Genomic DNA, 17,964 nt, shown 5'->3' on the forward strand with positions numbered 1-17,964 from the left:
ACCGGCTCAGGCGGTGCGGCGGGCGCGGGTCAGGTAGAGGGCCGTGGCGGCGGCGATGGCGGTGAGGCCGGTGACGCTGCTGACCAGGATCTGCTCGATGCCGCCGAAGGCGAAGCTGGAGGCGACGTTCACGGTGGCGGCGAGGGCCAGGACCAGCCAGAGCAGGGACTTCATCAGGGGGTTCCCTTCGGAGGGGCCCTCGGCGGGCCGGGGCTTCGTTTGCCGAGGTCTACGATTCCGGGTTCGCCTCGCCCGCTCGATGGGTCACACCCCCGGATCCATGGTGTAGCGGGCTACACCCCACCGATTCGCCTGCCGACCGGCGCACTCCGCTCCCGCGGGCCCGGCCGGTCGCTTAGCCTGACGGCCATGCGGGAGACGGTGCGGCGGGCGGGGTGGGCCTCGGTCGAGTTGCTGCGAGCGGCCGGGCTGGCCCTGGCCTCGTACTTGTCCATCGGGGTGGTGATCTTCGCCGCCGTGGCCATGGCCACCGTCGTGGGGGCCGGGGTGCTGCCCGAGTCGGTGCTGTTGCTGCGCAGGACGGCCGGGTACAAGCGGCGGCTGGTGGGTGCCTGGACCGGCGAGCCGGTGCCCGAGGCGTACCGGCCGCTGACCGGGGAGGCGTTCGCGCGGGCGCGGGCGGCGGTCGGGGATCCGGCCACGTACCGCGATCTGCGCTGGCTGGTGGCCCACGCGGGTTACGGCTGGCTGCTGGCCTGCTGTGCGATGCCGGTGTGGGTGATCGGGCTGCTCGTCGACGGGGTGTGGTGCGGGCTGCTGAAGCGACGGGCCGTGGTGCTGCCGTTGATCGAGCGGCTGGTGGACCTCGACGCGGCGTGGTCGCGGGCGCTGCTGCTGCCGTCGCCGGAGGCGCTGCGCAGCGCCCGGCTCGCCGAGCGGGTGGCGGAGCTGTCCGAGACCCGGGCGGGCGCCGTCGCCGCGCACGGGGCGGAACTGCGGCGCATCGAGCGGGATCTGCACGACGGTGCGCAGGCGCGCCTGGTGGCGCTCTCGATGCGGGTGGGGCTGGCCCGGCGCGCGTACGAGAAGGACCCCGACGCGGCGCACAAGCTGCTGGCGGACGCGCAGGACCAGGCCGAGGAGGCCCTCACCGAGCTGCGCCATGTCGTGCGCGGCATCCATCCGCCGATCCTCACCGACCGCGGGCTCGTCGGCGCCGTACGGGCGCTCGCGGCGGGCAGCGGGCTCGAGGTGTCCGTACGGGACGACGGGGTGGAGGACGGGCCGCGGGCCCCGGCGGCGGTCGAGGCGGCCGCGTACTTCGTGATCGCGGAGGCGCTGACCAACGCGGCCAAGCACAGCGGGGCGCGGCAGGCGTCGGTCGGCCTCGTCCGGATGCCCGATAGGTTGAGGGTCGCGGTACGGGACGAGGGGCGGGGCGGGGCCGATCCCTCGGGCGGCAGCGGGCTGCTCGGCATGCGGCGCCGGGTCGCGGCGCTCGACGGGACCGTGGAGATGACCAGCCCCGTCGGGGGGCCGACGCTGATCGAAGTGGAGCTGCCGTGCGTGTGGTGATCGCCGAGGACAACGCTCTGCTGAGGGAGGGCATGGTCCTGCTGCTGAACTCCGCCGGGCACGAGGTGGTGGCCGTCGCCTCCAGCGGCCCCGAGGTGCTGCCCGCCCTCCTCGAACACCGCCCGGACGCGGCCGTGCTCGACGTCCGGATGCCGCCGGGCTTCCGCGACGAGGGGCTGCGCGCGGCGCTCGCGGCGCGGCGGGAGATGCCCGGTCTGCCGGTGCTGGTGCTCTCGCAGTACGTCGAGGAGACCTACGCGGCTGAGCTGCTGGCCGATGGGGCGAGCGGGCTCGGCTATCTGCTGAAGGACCGGGTGGGGCGGGTCGAGGAGTTCCTGGACGCGCTGGAACGGGTGGTCGCGGGCGGTACGGCGCTGGACCCGGAGGTGGTCAAGGAGCTGATGACCAGGCGCCGGGACGATCCGGTGGACTCCTTGACGCCGCGCGAACGCGAGGTGCTGCACCTGATGGCGGAGGGCCGGGACAACGCGACGATCGCCGGCACGCTGGTGGTCTCGGAACGCGCGGTCAGCAAGCACATCGGCAATGTCTTCGCCAAGCTTGGCCTGCCGCCGAGCGACAGCGGGCACCGGCGGGTGCTGGCGGTCCTCGCGTATCTCAACAAGGGCGCGACGAGCACGGGGGAGTCGGCGGACAGGCGGTGAGGCGGTGAGGCCGAGCGCGGTGTGGGTCTCGGCCCCGGCGGGGATCGCGGCCGCGGCGGCGTTCGCGGCCGCGTGCGCCGTGGCTTTCCCCGCCCCGCCCCTTCCCGAAAGAGGGGGCTCCGCCCCCTCCCCCCCGCCGGGGCTCCGCCCCGGTCCCCGCTCCTCAATCGCCGGAGGGGCTGGAAAGGAACCCTCAATCTCCGGAGGGGCTGGGGACGTAGCGTCCCCGCAGCGTTCCCCACACCGGTGGGAGTGAGCCCGCCGCCGTCGCCACGACCACCGTGACGATCGCCGCGGCCTGGACCGGCGGGAGGTACGGCAGGGTGCCCGCCGTGGCCGCGCTGAAGGCCAGGAGTGGTACGGACGCCACGGCCGCGCCCACCACCAGGCCGGTCACCACCGTGGCCGCCGCCTCCAGCCGTAGCATGCGGCGCAGTTGGCGGCGGCCCGCGCCCGCGAGCCGGAGCAGGCGCAGTTCGGGGCGGCGTCCGGTGGCGATGAGGGCGAGGGTGCTCAGGACGGCGATCACCGTGAAGGCCCCGATCGCCGCGACCACCGCCACCGACACCACCTCGGCCAGCGCCTCGCCCGTCGCCTCGCCCCTTACGGGCGCCGGGTCCCGCTCCACCCGGGCCCCGGGAACCGCCCGCGCCAGGGCCTTCGTGAGCGCCTTACGGTCGGCACCGGGCTCGGCCGAGACCAGGATCCGGCCCGCGCCGGGCATCGCTGTGTGGCGCAGCAGCTCATCGCGGGAGAGGAGGAAGTCCCCGAGCGCGATGGAGCGTTCGTACGTCGCCACGACCCGCAGCCGCGCCTCCTGGCCGTCACCGAACCGCAGGGTCACCGTGGAGCCGGGCCGGGCGCCGAGGGAGTCCGCGCGGTCGGCGCCGATGGCGACCGTGCCGGGGCGCAGCCGGGCGAGGTCCCCGTTCCGGACGCCCGGGTCGAGCGTGCGCGTCAGCCGTTCCGGGGTGACACCGAAGACGGGCAGCCGCTCGAGTTCCGGCGAGCCGAGCTCGCTGCGCGCCAGCAGCACCGCGCCGGGGACGACCTCCGTCGCCGCCCGCACCCCGGGCAGCTCGCGGACGCGCTCCACCGCACCGGCCGTAAGGCCGCCGTCCGCGCGCACCGCCAAGTCGGCGCGCAGCACCTGGCGGGCCTGGGCGTCCGCCGCGTGGGTCATCGTCGCGCCGCCGGAGAGCTGAACCCCGGCGAACGCGGTGACCAGCACGATCGGGGTGATCGCCGCGCCCAGCCGGTGGGCGGACGCGGCGCAGTTGGCGGCGGCGAGGCGGCCGCCGGGCCCGAACAGCCGCAGCGGTGCGCCGAGCAGCCGCATCGCCCCCTCGGCGATCCACGGCCCGAGCACCGCGCAGGCGATCACCATCGTCACCGCCGCCGCACCGGCCGCGGCCGCCGCGGTCGCGCCCTGCTGGAGGGCGGCCGTTCCGGCCGAACTCGCGCCCACGCCCAGCAGCACAAGACCGGTGATGCCCCGTGCCCTGCCGGGTGCCCGCTCGCGCAGCGCCTCCGCCGGACGCGCCGTGGCGGTCCTGGAGCAGCCGATGAGCGCCGCGATCCGGGCCACCAGGACGGTGACGGCGGCGGTGATCAGGGGCGCGGGCCACAGCAGCGGGGGCAGCGTCAGCTCGAGCCCGGTGGGCAGCGCGCCCCGCGCTGCCAGCAGCGCGCGCAGCCCCAGGTACGCGGGGGCCGCCCCGGCGGCGCCCACCAGCGCCGCCCAGGCCGCGACCCGCCCGACCTCCCGGCCCACCGCACCGCGCAGCTGCCCGGGTGTGGCGCCGACCGCGCGCAACAGACCGAGTTCATGGGAGCGTTGACGCAGCGCCTGGACGATGGTCGACGACACGACGAGCAGCGCCACGAGGACGACGGCTCCGGCCACGGAGCCGAGCGCCGCCAGCAGCTCGCCACGGGCGGGCGGGGCCGCCAGGAACTCGGCCTCGCCCCGTTCGCTTCCGGTCAGCACGCGCACGGCGGCCGGGTCGCCGTCCGCGCGGTGCCCGACGTCGGTGACACCGGCCGTGTCCAGGGCCTTCCGCACCCGTCCGGCCAGCTCCGCCCGGCCCGTGCCGGGTTCGGCGACGACTCCGATGGCGTCCAGGGTTTCCGGGTGGCCGGACAGGCGCCGGGCCTCGGCGCCGGTGAACCACACGGCCGTACGGGGGCCGTCGGCGACGCCCACGACGGTGTACGCCGCGTCCCGGCCGCCCACGCGCAGCGTCAGCCGCTCGCCGAGGCGGCCCACGCCGACACGGTCCGCCCCGTCACCGTCCGCGCCGCCACGGCCCGCCTCGACACCGCCCGCGCCGCCACGGCCCGCCCCGTCGCCCACCACCACCTCGTCCGCCCGCTCCGGGGCGCGGCCCGTCCGCAGTGCGTAGGGCGCCAGACGGGCGGTCTCCCAGGGGCGGCCGGTGGCGGGCCGGTCCGCGAGGCCCACCGGGAATTCCGTGTCGGGGACGGCCGTCCGCACCCCGGGCACCCCTCGCACCACGCTCAGCGCCGTCCGGGGGATCCGGACCCGCTCGGTGAGCCCGGCGCTCGCGGTCTCGCGGTCGCCCAGGGACGTCGCGCTGAAGCGGGTGTTCTGGTCGCCGGCCACCACGAGATCGGCCCCGGCGTACCGCTCCGCCCGTGGATGCGCGCTCCAGGCGGAGACGAGCGTCAGCCCGAAGGCGCCGAGCAGCAGGGAGGTGAGGGCGAGCGCGGCGAAGACCGCGGTCCACGCCTTACGGTGGGCACGGGTCGCGCGCGCGGCCAATAGGGCGGCCACCTTCATGCGGTCCGCCCTCCCAGGTCCTTGAGGACGCGGCGGATGTCGGCCGCCTCCGGCCGCTCCTGCCGCCAGACCAGCTTCCCCCGCATCAGGAACAGCGCCTCGTCGGCCCGGGCGGCGGCGAACGGGTCGTGGGTGACCATGACGACCGTATGGCCGTCACGGTCGACGGCCTGCCGCAGCAGCGTCAGCACCTCCTCCGCGGCGGCGGGGTCGAGCGCCCCGGTCGGCTCGTCGGCGAAGACGATGTCGGGCGAGGTCACCAGCGCGCGGGCGATGGCCACCCGCTGGCTCTGCCCACCGGACAGCTCGTACGGCATGGTGCCGCCCCGGTCCCCCAGCCCGACCGCCGCGAGGGCCCGCAGATCCCGGCCGTCGACGCTGTGGCCGCCGAGCATCAGCGGCAGGGCGACGTTCTCCGCGACGCTCAGCGACGGCACCAGGTGGTGCGCCTGGAAGACGAAGCCGATCCGCTCCCGCCGCAGCCGCGTCAGCGCCGCCTCGTTCAGCGAGGACAGCTCCGTGCCGCCGATGCGCACCGCGCCCGCCGTCGGCCGGTCCAGCCCGGCGGCGCACTGGAGCAAGGTCGACTTCCCGCATCCCGAGGGGCCCATCACCGCGAGGAACCGTCCGCGCTCCACCGTCAGATGGATGGGGTGCAGCGCCACGGTCCCCGGCTGGTACTCCCGGGTGACCCCGTCCAGGGCCAGCGCGTGGTGCCAGGTCCCCGTCCGCTCCGCGGTGGCCGTCGTACGGCCGCGCCACTGCCGGTTCATCTCTCCGCCCCTCCGTCGCGCCGGGCGGATCAAACGGGTCCGCCGGTCACGAAGAACGCTAGAAACGGGCGCGGGCGGGCGGGAGAGAGCGCGGTCCCGTACCGGGAGGGGTACGGGACTCCGGGCCGGGGGTGGAGCTGGCTCCACCACCTCTCGATCGCCGCAGGTCTTCCCCGGTCCTCCAGCGGTCTGAAGCCCCGGTCTTCCCCGGTCCTCCAGCGGTCTGAAGCCCCGGTCTTCCCCGGTCCTCCAGCGGTCTGAACGCCCGGTCTTCCCGGTTCGCGGGCGACTCCCCGGGCGCGCCGCCATGGTGAACCTCGCCGGGGACAAGATCCTGGACCCCCGCAGGACCGGCATATGAGACAGAAGCCCACAGAGAGGCATCACGCACCCATGGACGTCAGCGCCCGTATCGAGGCCGTCTACGCGCAGATCGTGCACCGCAACCCCGGGGAGTCCGAGTTCCACCAGGCGGCGCGCGAGGTGCTGCCGGCCCTCGCCCCCGTGCTCGACGCGCATCCGGAGTATCTGGAGGCCCGGATCGTGGAGCGGCTGTGCGAGCCGGAGCGGCAGCTCGTGTTCCGGGTGCCATGGGTGGACGACGACGGCGAGGTCCAGGTCAACCGGGGCTTCCGGGTGGAGTTCAACAGCGCGCTGGGCCCCTACAAGGGCGGCTTGCGCTTCCACCCCAGCGTCGATCTGGGCATCGTGAAGTTCCTCGGCTTCGAGCAGATCTTCAAGAACGCGCTGACGGGCCTCGCCATCGGCGGCGGCAAGGGCGGTGCGGACTTCGACCCCAAGGGGCGTTCGGACGGCGAGGTCATGCGGTTCTGCCAGTCCTTCATGACCGAACTCCACCGCCACCTGGGCGAGCACACCGACGTACCGGCCGGGGACATCGGGGTGGGCGCCCGCGAGATCGGCTATCTCTTCGGCCAGTACAAGCGGCTGACCAATCGCTTCGAGGCCGGTGTGCTGACCGGTAAGCCGGTCGCCTGGGGCGGTTCACCCGCGCGTACCGAGGCCACGGGGTACGGCACCGTCCACTTCGTCCAGGAGATGCTGCTCACCCGCGAGAGGGATTTCGACGGCCTTACGGTCGTCGTCTCCGGCTCCGGCAATGTGGCCCTCTACGCCATCGAGAAGGTCCACGCCCTCGGTGGCCGGGTGGTGGCCTGCTCCGACTCCTCCGGCCATGTGGTCGACCCGGACGGTATCGACCTCGCGCTGCTCAAGGAGATCAAGGAGGTCCGGCGGCAGCGGATCTCCGCCTATGCCGACGCCAAGCCGGGCGCCGTCTTCTCCGGCCGCGGCTCGGTCTTCGAGCTGCCCTGCGAGGTCGCGCTGCCCTGCGCGACCCAGAACGAGCTGACCGAGCAGAGCGCGATCGCCCTGGTCAAGAACGGTGTGATGGCCGTGGCCGAGGGCGCCAACATGCCCTGTACCCCGGCGGCGATCGAGATCTTCCGGGAGGCCGATGTGCTCTTCGGCCCCGGTAAGGCCGCCAACGCGGGCGGGGTGGCCACCTCCGCGCTGGAGATGCGGCAGAACGCCTCCCGCGAGCGCTGGACCTTCGCCCAGACCGAGGCCCGTCTCGCCGCCGTCATGACCGAGGTCCACACCCTGTGCCGGACCACCGCCGACCGCTACGGCTGCTCCCCCGACGACTACGCGCTGGGCGCGAACGCCGCCGGATTCGTGCGGGTGGCGGAGGCGATGGCCGCCCAGGGCGTCGTCTGAGCCGATCTGGCCGGAGGCGCCGAGCGGGTCATGCGGACCACGGGTCACGCCGACGGCGCGTCCGCTCACGCCGACGGCACATCCACCACCCTGCGCACCGCGCCCAGCACCGGCTTGCGGAGCAGCAGCAGCGCCGCGTCGTCGTGGAGCCGACCGCCCACATGGGAGAGCAGTTCGTCGTGGAGCGAGGCGAGGGTGCGCGACGGCTCGTCGCAGATGTGCCGCGGCACCCGTTCCAGCAGCGGGAAGTACTCCCGGCCGCGGTCCCGCGCCTCGATGACACCATCGGTGTAGAGCAGCAGCTGGTCGCCCTCGGCGAACGGCACCACCTGGAGGCTGGGCAGTTCGCCGCCCAGGGAGGCCAGGCCGAGCGGCGGGGCCGGGCGGGTGGGCTCGATGGCGATGATGCCGGTCTCGCCGACCAGCAGCGGCGGGGCGTGTCCGCAGTTGACGATCTCCATACGGCCCTCGCTGGGGTATCCGGCGACCACGGCGGTGACGAAGTCGTCGGGCGCCAGGTTGCGGGACAGGCTGCGCTCGATCCTGGCCACGACGTCGAGCAGGTTCGGCTCGTCGTAGGCGGCCTCGCGGAAGACGCCGAGCACCAGGGCGGCGGTGCTCACCGCGGGCAGCCCCTTGCCGCGTACGTCGCCGACGATCAGCCGGACCCCGTGCGGGGTCGGCAGCAGGGCATAGAGATCGCCCCCCACCCGGGCCTCCGCGGCGGCGGCGCTGTAGCGGACCGCCACCTGGAACTGGCCCACCCGGGCGGGCACCGGTGTGAGCAGGGCGTTCTGGGCGGCCTCGGCGACCGAGCGGACGGCGGCGAGGACCCTCTCACGGCGTCTACGCAGGGCGCTGGCCCCACAGCTCGCCAGGGCCACGGCGGCGGGCGTGGCCAGCAGGATCGCCTGGGTGCGCACCGATTCGTCGCCCTGGGCGCCCAGCAGCGCGCCCACCACCACGGCGAGCACCCCGATCCGGATCACTCCGTGCGGTCCACAGTGTGCGGCGGCGAGCGCCGGCCCGACGGCGAGCAGTGGCAGCCAGGCCAGCCCCTCCGAGGTGACGAGGGCGAGCAGGGCCACACCACAGATGATGATGACGGGGACCGCGGGGGCTATGAGCCCGGTGCTGTCCGGTTGGTCCGGGTCGTACGGGCGGAGTCGGGCCGGGAACATGAAACTGCTTCGCTGCTCTCTGTCCACAAGGGCAAGTGATACCGGGGATGTCCGTTTCACCCAGAGAAACAGCGATTCGATAGGTTCCGCAAGGCCCGCGTTTTCAGATAGTGAGCGAGAGGTTCCTGCTCACCCGGCTCGCGGTCGGCACCAGGCGGGTCCGGAACAGCTCCCGGTGCGGATCCATCTCCGCCAGCCGGGCCAGCCGGTCCGCCCGCAGCGAGACCCCGAGCGAGCCGAGCCGGTCCCCGTAGTAGATCGGCACCGCGAAGCAGACCGTGCCCAGTGCGTACTCCTCCAGGTCCGCGACCAGGGGACTTCCGGTCGGGGAGTCGAGGCGGCGCAGCAGATCGTCGGAGCGGGTGACGGTGCGCGGGGTGAGATCGACGAGCGGATGGCGGGAGAGGTAGTCGTGGCGGGCGTCGTCGTCCAGTTCGCGCAGTACGCATTTGCCCAGCGCGGTGGCGTGCCCGGCGTCCTCGCACCCCACCCACAGATCGACCCGGGGCGCCTGCGGGCCGTCGACGATGTCCGCGACCCGGATCTCGCCGTCGTCGTAGAAGGTGAGATACGCGGCGGCGGAGAGCTCGTCGCGCAGCGCTGCCAGAGTGGGCCGGACCCGGGCGAGCATCGCCTGCTCACGGCTCCCGGCCTCGAGGGCGCGCAGCTTGTCACCGATCACGAAGCCGCCGTCGTCCAGCCGGGACACATAGCCCTCATGGGCCATCGTCCGCAGCAGGTGGTACGTGGTCGCGAGCGGAAGCCCGGTCTCCCGGGCGAGCCGCTTGGCCGGCGCACCGCCCTCGTGCGCGCCCACTGCCTCCATCAAGCGGAAAGCCCGCTGAACGGATGAGATCAGCGTAGGCGCCGTTTGAGCACCCATACATCCAGCTTGCCCCTGATATGACCGGATGAGCAAGATCTGATCTCGCTGGATCCGATCTCCACGGAGACGCCCGCGAGGGCGCCGACCGGTGCGGTCGGCGCCCTCGCGGGCTTATGGATCGGTTCTGTTCGGTTCGGTTCGCGTCGGTGCGCCGCGGTCAGCCGGGGGAGATCCGGCCGCGCCAGGCGCCTTCCGCCTCACCGCGCCGCTCGATGAAGTCCTTGAACCTCCGCAGGTCCCCCTTCACCCGCCGGTCGAGCGTCCCGGTCATCTCCGCGGCCTTCTCCGCCATTCCGCTCGGCTCGAAGACCAGGGCCAGATTGACCCGGGTGTGGCGCTCGTCCACCGGCTCGAAGGTGACCAGGCCCTGCTGCTGGACATCACCGGAGGTGGTGCGCCAGGCGATGCGCTCGTCGGGAAGCTGATCCACGATCTCGGTGTCGAACTCCCGGTGCACACCGGCAATGGAGGTCGCCCAGTGGTTATGGCGATCGTCCACCTGGGTGACCTGGTCCACGCCTTCCATGAACCTCGGGAACTCGGTGAACTGGGTCCACTGGTTGTACGCGGTGTGGAGCGGAACCCCAACCTCGACGGACTCCCGCACGGTGCTCATCGGTGACTCCTTTCGACGTTGTCGCGTCGCGCACCACGCCGGGTTTCCGGGACCGCCGAGCCGAAACATGAGCGGGCTGCGCTGAGCGGATCCGCTCAGCGCAGGGGGTGCAGCGGGGCCAGTTCGGCCGGGGAGGCGCCGGTCGCGATGGCGTCCGCCAGCAGCCGTCCGCTGAGCGGGCCGAGGGCCACGCCCCACATGCCGTGCCCGCCGTTGACGTAGACGCGCGGCGAGCCGGTCGGGCCGATCAGGGGCAGCCCGTCCGGGGTGCAGGGGCGGGCGCCGACCCAGGTGTCCGTACGGGCCTCCCAGTCGATGCCCCGCAGCAGCGGCCGGGACGCCGCGATGATCGCCTGTATGCGGCGCGGGTCCACCGGCCGGTCCGCGGGGGCCAGCTCCATCATTCCGGCGACCCGCACCCGGCCCTCGCCCAGCGGGGTGCAGACGACCTTCTGGGCGGCCAGATACGTGGGGCGGGTGGGGGCGCCCTCGGCCGGGACGCTGAAGCTGTAACCGCGTCCGGCCTGGACCGGCACCCGGACCCCGAACGGGCGGACCAGCGGGTCCAGCCAGGCACCGGTGGCCACGACGGCGACGTCCGCGCGGAGTTGGCCCCCGGAGGTGGTGACGGCCACGCCCGCCCGCCCGAGGTCCCGGACACCGGACACCTCCGTACGCTCCAGGATCTCGCCGCCGCGCTTGCGCACCGCGTCGGCGAGGGCGCGGACGAAGTTACCGGGGTTGAGATAGCGCTGGCCGTGGAGTTCCACGGCCGCGCCGACGCCGTCGCCCAGCGCGGGCTCCAGCGCCCGGGCCCGGTCCCCGTCGATCCGCTCGTACGCGATTCGGAAACCGGCCGCGCGGGCGTGCTCCAGCTCCTCGGCCATCGCGGCGCGCTCGGCCGCGGTGCGGAACGCGATCAGACAGGGCTCGGCGGGCCGGGTCGGCTCGGCGACGCCGTCCGCCGCGAGCGCGTCGTACGCGTCCAGCGCATGGCGGTTCAGCGTGGCGAACGTGGCGGCCAGGACCCGCCAGCGGCGCGGGGTGCAGTTCCGGGTGAAGGTGAGCAGGAAGCGGGCGAGCCGGGGGTCGGGCCGGGGCGGGATGTAGACGGGCGACCCGGGGGAGACCAGGCTGCGCAGCCCGTAGCGGAGCGCCGCCGGTTCGGGCAGCGGCAGCGTCAGGGCGGGGGACAGCCAGCCGGCGTTCCCCCAGGACGCCCCGGCCGCGGGGTGGCGCCGTTCCACGACGGTGACCTCGATGCCGTGGTTCCGCAGCGACCAGGCGGTGGCGAGGCCGACCATGCCCGCACCGATGACGACGGCGCTGCGCGGTGGGCGGGACGGACCGATGGCAGTGGGCACGGATGCGCTCCTTCCCATGGATGAAACGCCATCATCGGGGGAGGGGGCCTGACACCGCACTGGCCCGGAGGCCGAGAGCGCACGGGCCGGTCTTGTCGCCGGGGACAAACGGAGCCCAGCGCCCCGAAGGGGCGCGGGGCTGTGTCAATGTGCGGCCCCGCCGCGCGGGCGCGACCAGCCACGACGGCGCCGCAGCGGACCACGCGGCGGAGCTTCGCCCCGGGACCCCGGGGTCTGGGCGGAGCCCCAGTTGTGGGAAGGGGCGGGGAGGGGAACAGCCCGCCGCAGGCGTCAAGCTCCGTCGGACACTCCCTGAGCTCCGCCGGTCCGCGCCTACGGCAGACGCAGCGCGCGCAGCCGCAGCCTCAGCCGGATGTCGAACATGGCGGCGGGGTCGCTCAGATCGAGCCCGGTGATCTCCTGCGCCCGCCGCAGCCGGTAGCGCAAAGTGTTGGGGTGGACATGCAGCTGACGGGCGGCCAGCCGGGCGTCCTCCCCGGCGGCCAGATAGCGGTCCACGCTGTCCAGCAGCGCGGTGCCGCGCCTGCGGTCGTACTCCTCCAGCTCCGCGAGCGCGCCCAGCGGATCGTGACCCGCCTCGACGGCCAGGTCCACGGTCCGCATGAGCAGGGCGTCCAGCTGGACGTCGCGGATGTGGGCGGTGCGTTCCCGCGTCGCGCCGAGCCGGGTGAGCAGCCGGACCACCAGCTCGGCGTCGGCGCGTGAACGGCCGAGCCGACCGGGCCCCGGGACGGTGCGGCCGACCCCGGCCGCCATCCCCGGCAGCTCCCCCACCGCCCGCAGCAGCCGTTGTTCGTCACCGACCGGCACCACGGCATAGCCCACACCGTCGACCTCCGCGCTGAGCCCACCGGGCTGGAACGCGGAGAACCTGCGGTCCAGGTCGGCGAGGGCCCGGCGCAGCGGATCGCCGGGCGGACCGCCCGGGCCCGCGCACATGCCGTCGTACGGGCCGTCGCACAAGCCGCCGTACGCGCCGGAGGCAGGCGCGGGCGCCGACGGCAGCGGGCGCACGGCGACCACGGCCAGCGGCCCCGGCCCCAGCGGGAGCTCACGGGCCGTCTCGACGGCCTCGTCCCCGCCGCGGAGCAGCGCCCGTACGGCGGCGGTCCGCCGCGCGTCCGCGGCCAGCCGCCGCTCGGCCTGCCGGGCGAGCAGGGGCGCGAGCAACGCGGCCGACTCCTCCAGGGCGGCCCGCTGCTCGGGGGACGGCGAGGACTGCACGATCGCCCAGATGGAGCCGATGGCCGTGTCACCTGCCCGGATCGGCATGACCGCGCGCGGCAGGATCCCGGCCCCGCGCAGATCCGCGTAGAACGGACCGGAGGAACCCGCCAGCCGCTCGTCCAGATGCTCGGTGCGCAGCAGGACGCGGTACCGGTCGGGCACCCGGCGACTGAGGATCGTGGCGATGCGCGCGTCGTCCGAGTTCTCCTGGCCGGGGGAGTAGGTGATCAGCTCGGAGGCGTCGTCCTCGATGGTGACCGGGCCGCCGGCCAGCCCGGCGGCCCTGGTGGCCAGCGAAAGCAGACCGTCCGAGGCATCGCCGTACGCGGAGTCGTCGTACATGGCTCCTCCGCTCATCAGCGCCGGTGGTCGCCGGGGCACTACCCGGACCCGTTCACTCTGATGCGCGGAGGCACGGATTATCCAGGGGTCCGCGCTACTCGATCCCCGCCGGGCGCCGCCGCCAGTGCCCGGTGGCCCGCTCGAAGGCGTGGCCGACCTGGAGGACCGCGAAGTCCGCCCGGTGCGGCCCGACGATCTGCACCCCGACGGGGAGCCCGCCGGGCGTGAACCCGGCCGGTACGGACAGCGCGGGGCTGCCGGTCGAGCTGATCAGATACGCCGAGCGCATCCAGTCCAGATAGTCGTCCATGGCCACCCCGGCGATCTCGGTCGGGTACTCGATGCCGACGTCGAACGGCACCACCTGGCTGACCGGCAGCAGCAGCACGTCATAGCGGCCGAAGAACTCCCGTACGCGGTGGAAGAGCAGGGTGTGCAGCACCTCCGCGCGGCCGATGTCCGGCCCGGTGAGCTTGCGCCCCTCCTCGGCGTTCTCCCGGATCGCCCGCTTCAGCCCGTCGGGGTGGCGGTCCATGAGCGGGCCGAAGGAGACCTCGAAGGCCGAGGCGCGCAGCGTGCGGAAGACGTCCTCGGCCTCGGTCAGGTCCGGGCAGGCCCGCTCCACGGCACAGCCGAGGCCGGTGAAGACCTCCGCCGCCGACTCGACCACGGCGGCCACCTCGGGCTCGACCGGCACCAGCCCTCCGAGATCCGGCGACCAGGCCACCCGCAGCCCCGTCAGATCGCGGTCCAGGGGGCGGGCGAAGCGGGCGCCGGGCTCCTCCAGGGCGATCGGCGACCGCGCGTCGGGCCCGGCGATGGCGGACAGCAGCAGGGCGGTGTCGGCGACGGTACGGGCCATCGGCCCCTTGACGCTGAGGGTGCTCCAGGCGGTCAGGGACGGCCAGTTGGGGACGCGCCCCGGCGATGGGCGCAGACCGACGACGTTGCAGAACGAGGCCGGGTTGCGCAGCGAGCCGCCGGTGTCGCTGCCGTCCGCGATCGGGACCATGCCGGAGGCCAGCGCGGCCGCCGCGCCCCCGCTGCTGCCGCCCGCGCTGCGGCCTAGGTCGTGCGGGTTGTGGGTGGCGCCGAATATGGGGTTGAAGGTGTGCGAACCGGCCCCGAACTCGGGCACGTTGGTCTTGCCGAGGGTGATCGCCCCGGCGGCCCGTATCCGCTCGATCAGCAGATCGTCCTGGTCGGGCACGCCGTCGGCGAGCGGCGAGCCATGGCTGGTGCGGATGCCCGCGGTGTTGTGGAGGTCCTTGTGGGCGATGGGCAGCCCGTGCAGCGGCCCGAGCTCCTCCCCCGCCGCGATCCGCTCATCGGCCTGCCGGGCGGCCTCGCGGGCGCGGTCCGCGACGAGGGTGACGATCGCGTTGACGGCCGGGTTGACCCGTTCGATACGGGCCAGATGGGCCTCCAGCAGCTCGCGCGCGGACAGCTCGCGGGAGCGCAGCAGCGCGCTGAGGTCCAGTGCGGTCCTGAAGCAGAGATCGTCGTCCGTCGTCGTCACGGTCGCTCGCCTTCCTCGGTGGTCATCGCTGCGCGGGTCTTCGGACCGCGGGCCCCATGAGGCCCACGGTCCTTACTGGTTTCACGGTCCTTGCGGGTCTCACGGTCCTTACGGGTCTCACGGTCCTTACGGTCCTCATGGGCCCCAAGGGCGGAATCCATGGTTGGGGAAGCGACCGGGCGGCGGAAGAGCGCCGTCACGGCGGCCGCCACCAGCACATTGACCGCCAGCGCGACCAGACCCGCGTTCACATGGTGGGTCTCCACCTCGGCCAGGGTCAGCCAGGTCACCACCGCCTCACCGGTCACCAGGCCCGCCAGCGCCCCCGGGGCGGTCAGCAGCCGTCGGCGGCCGATCGCCGCCAGCAGCCCCGGCACGATCTGGATGAAGCCGCTCACCGTGAGCAGCTGAAGGTCGGCCAGCAGCCCCGGCCGCAGAATGCCGAGGGTGAGGGCGAGTCCGATGGCCAGGACGACCACACTGTGGTTGACCGCCATCCGGGCCGCCTCCCGGCGGGCGGGCAGCAGATTCCGCGCCACCAGGGTCGAGATGCCGACGCACATCGCCCCGGCCGGCACCATCGCGGACGCCGCCGCGGCCACCACGACCAGCCCGGTGGCCCAGCCCGGCAGAGCGCCCTGGGCGAGCGTCAGCAGAATCCCGTCCGGGTCCCCGGCACCGTCCCCGCCCGGCGCGGGGGACTGCGCGGCATTCAACAGGCCACCCCGCGCGGCGGGCATCGTGCCGGACGGCCAACAAGCGGCCGCCCCGCCTTGTCCCGGCGGACAAAGGCGGGGCGGTCGGCCCGGGGTCTCGTTCCCGAGGACCTTACGGTCGTTACGGAGGTCCTTACGGTCCCTACGTACGTGGTCCGGCGGCGGGCGCTGAAACCCGCGCGGCCGAGGTGCCGAGCCCGGTGGGCCCGTGCCACGGGGCCACCGGCCGCGCCCCCGAACCGGCCCCGGCGCCCGCCACGGTCCCGGTCCCCACCGGCCGCCGGTGGGCGCGGAGCAGCTCGTCCTCCCGGTAGCGCGCGACCTCCCGGTGCCAGTTCAGGATCCCGGACATCCAGTCGCGCAGCTCCCCCACATAGCCCTCCATCGCCTTCCGGACCTCCGGCTCCAGGCCGAAGTCGTCGTACAGCACCGGGAACTCATGCGCCGCGACATGCTGGAACTGCCGCATCCGGGACGTCATCAGATCGTTCACGACGGCGACCCCGGTCGGATAGTCGCAGTCGAAGAAGTTCTGGACGACGAGGACGCCGTTGTGGACCTCGCCCTCGAACTCGATCTCCTTCTGGTACGAGAAGACGTCGTTCAGCAGCGTCGCGTAGTCCATGGCGGCGTTCTCCAGCGACCGGACCGGGCCACTGGCGTAGATCTCGGGCGGCACCCGCCGTTCGCGCGCCAGTCGGCACAGGCTCATGGTGAGGTCGGAGCCGAAGGTGTGGCGGCGCATCTCGATGTAGTCGACCGGGTCGGGGATCCGGTTCTTGGTGTGGTTGACCAGCTCCCACAGCCAGCTGGCGGTCATGTTCTCGACGGCCTTACGGAGTTCACGGCGCGGCTGGTCCGCCATCGGGCCCGCCGTACGGCTCCACAGGTCGGCCAGCGACCGCTCCAGCGCGTTCGCCGGGGTCGGGGTGGGGCCCGCGTCGAGCGGCATGAACGCGCCGAGCCGGGCGTTGCAGGCCCGGGCCCCGGCCAGGTCGTGGGTGCGACCGAAGACCGCCGGGTAGTAGTCGTCCGCGTAGGTGCCCCAGGCCAGCCAGCCCGACGCCAGATCGAGCTCGTCCGGGGAGCCGTCCGGGTGGATTCCGGCCGCGCACAGCGGGAGGTCGGCGGCGAGCATCCGCCGCTCGTCCCAGACGTGCGAACCGGGGACACCGGGCTGCGGTCCGAGGATGCCCATCCGGCGTGTCCAGTCGGCCAGGTGGTCGCGGGCGGCGGGCAGATGCCGATTGAGCCGGAGGGTGAACGGCATGAAGAAGTCCGGCAGCAGGGCGGGCCCGGTCCGCCGGAACGGGACATGGCTGAACCTGCGGGTCCTGGCCGCCTCCGCCCGGCCCGTGGTCAGCGGCAGGCTCGCCGCGGAGGTGCCGAGCCCGCTGAGCGCGAAGGGCGACCACGCCGGGGCCTTGTCCGGGCCGTTCGCACCCCCAGGGCCGTTCGCACCCTCCGGGCCGTCCGCGCCTTCCAGGCCGTTCGCACCCTCCAGGCCGTTCGCGCCGCCGTCCGCACTCTCCGGGCCGTCCGCACCGTGCGCGCCGTTCATGTACCGGCTGGAGCGCAGATGCCACTCATGGCCGCCGGACTGCCAGTCCTGGAGCCCCTTGACGTAGGCGAGGACCCCCGCGCAGGCCGCCGGGTCCAGACCGTGCTCGGCGAAGAGCGGCCCGAGCTCGGTGAGGGCGGTGTCCTCGAACTGCTGCAACCGTGAGGTGAGCAGCTCATTGACGGAGTCGGCCGCCTCCTGGGTGGTGCAGCACAGGAACGTCTCCAGGACCAGGACGCCATTGCTGAGCTCGCCCTCGTCCTCGATCTCCCGCTGGTACGAGAACAGGTCGTTGCGCAGGTGCACCGCGTCCGCGAAGGCGTCCCGCAACACCCGCATCGGCCGCGACCCGGCGATCACCGCCGGCACCTCGGCCCCCACCGCGTGCTCCACCAGCCCGGCCGACCAGGGCGCGCCGCCGACCTTACGGCGCATCTCGATGTACTCGACCGGATTGGGGATCCGGTGGATGTTGATGTTCGAGAGCTCCCAGAGCGATTCGTTGAGCAGGTTCTCGGTGCTCTCCCGGAACCGCGCCCGCCAGTCCGCCGACATCGAGGGCACCGTCCGCGCCCACAGATCCGCGAGCCCCGCCTCGACCGGGTTGGTGGGCTCCGGGGTCCCGGCGGCCGGGTCCATCGGCATGAAGGCGGGCAGCCGGTCGAGATACGCCTTGCCGGCCGCACGGTCCTGGGAGCGCTTGAACGTCTCCAGGAAGTGGTCGTCGAAGAAGAACACCCACACATACCAGTCCGTGACCAGCGAGAGCTCCGCGCCGGAGCAGTCGGGGTGGGTGTACGCGCACAGCAGGGCGTAGTCGTGGGCGTCGAGATCCTCCTGCTCCCAGATCCCCGAGCCCTCGAGCATTCCCATCTCGCGGGCCCATCGGGTGGAGTGCTCCCGTGCCGCCTGGACATGGGGGTTCAGCCGCGCCGGATACGGCATGTAGAAGTCGGGGAGTCGAAAGGGCTGTGTCACTGCTGGGCCGGCACCTCTCCGTGCGACGGTGGCCCG

General features: G+C 73.8%; 14 protein-coding genes. 3 read left to right on the forward strand and 11 right to left on the reverse strand.

All coding sequences use genetic code 11. The features are described from left to right. Positions 1–6: 6 nt before the first annotated feature. Positions 7–174, reverse strand: a complete 168-nt coding sequence (locus tag ABD329_RS05165) for a hypothetical protein (protein WP_198281860.1) — start codon at positions 172–174, stop codon at positions 7–9. 195 nt (positions 175–369) lie between these two features. Between ABD329_RS05165 and ABD329_RS05170 the strand changes: the two genes are divergently transcribed. Both ABD329_RS05170 and ABD329_RS05175 read left to right on the forward strand, forming a co-directional pair. Further along, entirely contained in the window at positions 370–1,536 is a 1,167-nt protein-coding gene (locus tag ABD329_RS05170) for a sensor histidine kinase (RefSeq protein WP_198281861.1), read from the forward strand. Next, positions 1,524–2,201, forward strand: a complete 678-nt coding sequence (locus ABD329_RS05175) for a response regulator transcription factor (protein ID WP_198281862.1) — start codon at positions 1,524–1,526, stop codon at positions 2,199–2,201. The genes ABD329_RS05170 and ABD329_RS05175 overlap by 13 nt, the downstream gene beginning before the upstream one ends. Positions 2,202–2,394: 193 nt before the next feature. On the opposite strand, the gene ABD329_RS05180 is transcribed toward ABD329_RS05175, so the two are convergent. Together ABD329_RS05180 and ABD329_RS05185 are read right to left on the reverse strand one after the other, a co-directional pair. Next, positions 2,395–5,004, reverse strand: a complete 2,610-nt coding sequence (locus tag ABD329_RS05180; RefSeq protein ID WP_198281854.1) for an FtsX-like permease family protein — start codon at positions 5,002–5,004, stop codon at positions 2,395–2,397. Beyond that, the gene (locus tag ABD329_RS05185) at positions 5,001–5,777 is read right to left on the reverse strand and encodes an ABC transporter ATP-binding protein (RefSeq protein WP_198281855.1); all 777 of its coding nucleotides are present in this window, start codon (positions 5,775–5,777) and stop codon (positions 5,001–5,003) included. Before ABD329_RS05185 ends, ABD329_RS05180 begins: the two co-directional genes overlap by 4 nt. A gap of 393 nt (positions 5,778–6,170) precedes the next feature. Here ABD329_RS05185 and gdhA point away from each other — a divergent pair, with 393 nt between their 5' ends. Further along, positions 6,171–7,517, forward strand: coding sequence for an NADP-specific glutamate dehydrogenase (gene gdhA, locus ABD329_RS05190; protein ID WP_198282258.1), 1,347 nt, complete (start codon positions 6,171–6,173; stop codon positions 7,515–7,517). Positions 7,518–7,582: 65 nt separating this feature from the next. On the opposite strand, the gene ABD329_RS05195 is transcribed toward gdhA, so the two are convergent. From ABD329_RS05195 to ABD329_RS05230, 8 genes are all read right to left on the reverse strand, one after another. Next, on the reverse strand, positions 7,583–8,698 hold the full coding sequence (locus ABD329_RS05195) for a PP2C family protein-serine/threonine phosphatase (protein ID WP_344316012.1): 1,116 nt from the start codon (positions 8,696–8,698) through the stop codon (positions 7,583–7,585). A gap of 103 nt (positions 8,699–8,801) precedes the next feature. Beyond that, complete coding sequence (locus ABD329_RS05200) at positions 8,802–9,581, reverse strand: IclR family transcriptional regulator (RefSeq protein ID WP_198282029.1); 780 nt, start codon at positions 9,579–9,581, stop codon at positions 8,802–8,804. A gap of 160 nt (positions 9,582–9,741) precedes the next feature. Next, the gene (locus ABD329_RS05205) at positions 9,742–10,200 is read right to left on the reverse strand and encodes an SRPBCC family protein (RefSeq protein WP_198282028.1); all 459 of its coding nucleotides are present in this window, start codon (positions 10,198–10,200) and stop codon (positions 9,742–9,744) included. A gap of 95 nt (positions 10,201–10,295) precedes the next feature. After that, complete coding sequence (locus tag ABD329_RS05210; protein WP_344316013.1) at positions 10,296–11,564, reverse strand: NAD(P)/FAD-dependent oxidoreductase; 1,269 nt, start codon at positions 11,562–11,564, stop codon at positions 10,296–10,298. Between the two features lie 333 nt (positions 11,565–11,897). Beyond that, entirely contained in the window at positions 11,898–13,154 is a 1,257-nt protein-coding gene (locus tag ABD329_RS05215; RefSeq protein WP_198278443.1) for a PucR family transcriptional regulator, read from the reverse strand. A 94-nt stretch (positions 13,155–13,248) separates the two neighbouring features. Further along, positions 13,249–14,673: an amidase gene (locus ABD329_RS05220; protein WP_198278442.1), complete on the reverse strand. Its 1,425-nt coding sequence runs from the start codon at positions 14,671–14,673 to the stop codon at positions 13,249–13,251. Continuing rightward, positions 14,670–15,389, reverse strand: coding sequence for an SLC5/6 family protein (locus tag ABD329_RS05225; protein ID WP_198278441.1), 720 nt, complete (start codon positions 15,387–15,389; stop codon positions 14,670–14,672). Before ABD329_RS05225 ends, ABD329_RS05220 begins: the two co-directional genes overlap by 4 nt. Before the next feature lie 142 nt (positions 15,390–15,531). Next, the gene (locus ABD329_RS05230) at positions 15,532–17,928 is read right to left on the reverse strand and encodes a terpene synthase family protein (RefSeq protein WP_344316015.1); all 2,397 of its coding nucleotides are present in this window, start codon (positions 17,926–17,928) and stop codon (positions 15,532–15,534) included. Between the last annotated feature and the right edge of the window lie 36 nt (positions 17,929–17,964).

The sequence above is a fragment of the Streptomyces javensis genome, from assembly GCF_039525925.1.
Classification (GTDB): Bacteria; Actinomycetota; Actinomycetes; order Streptomycetales; family Streptomycetaceae; genus Streptomyces; species Streptomyces asiaticus.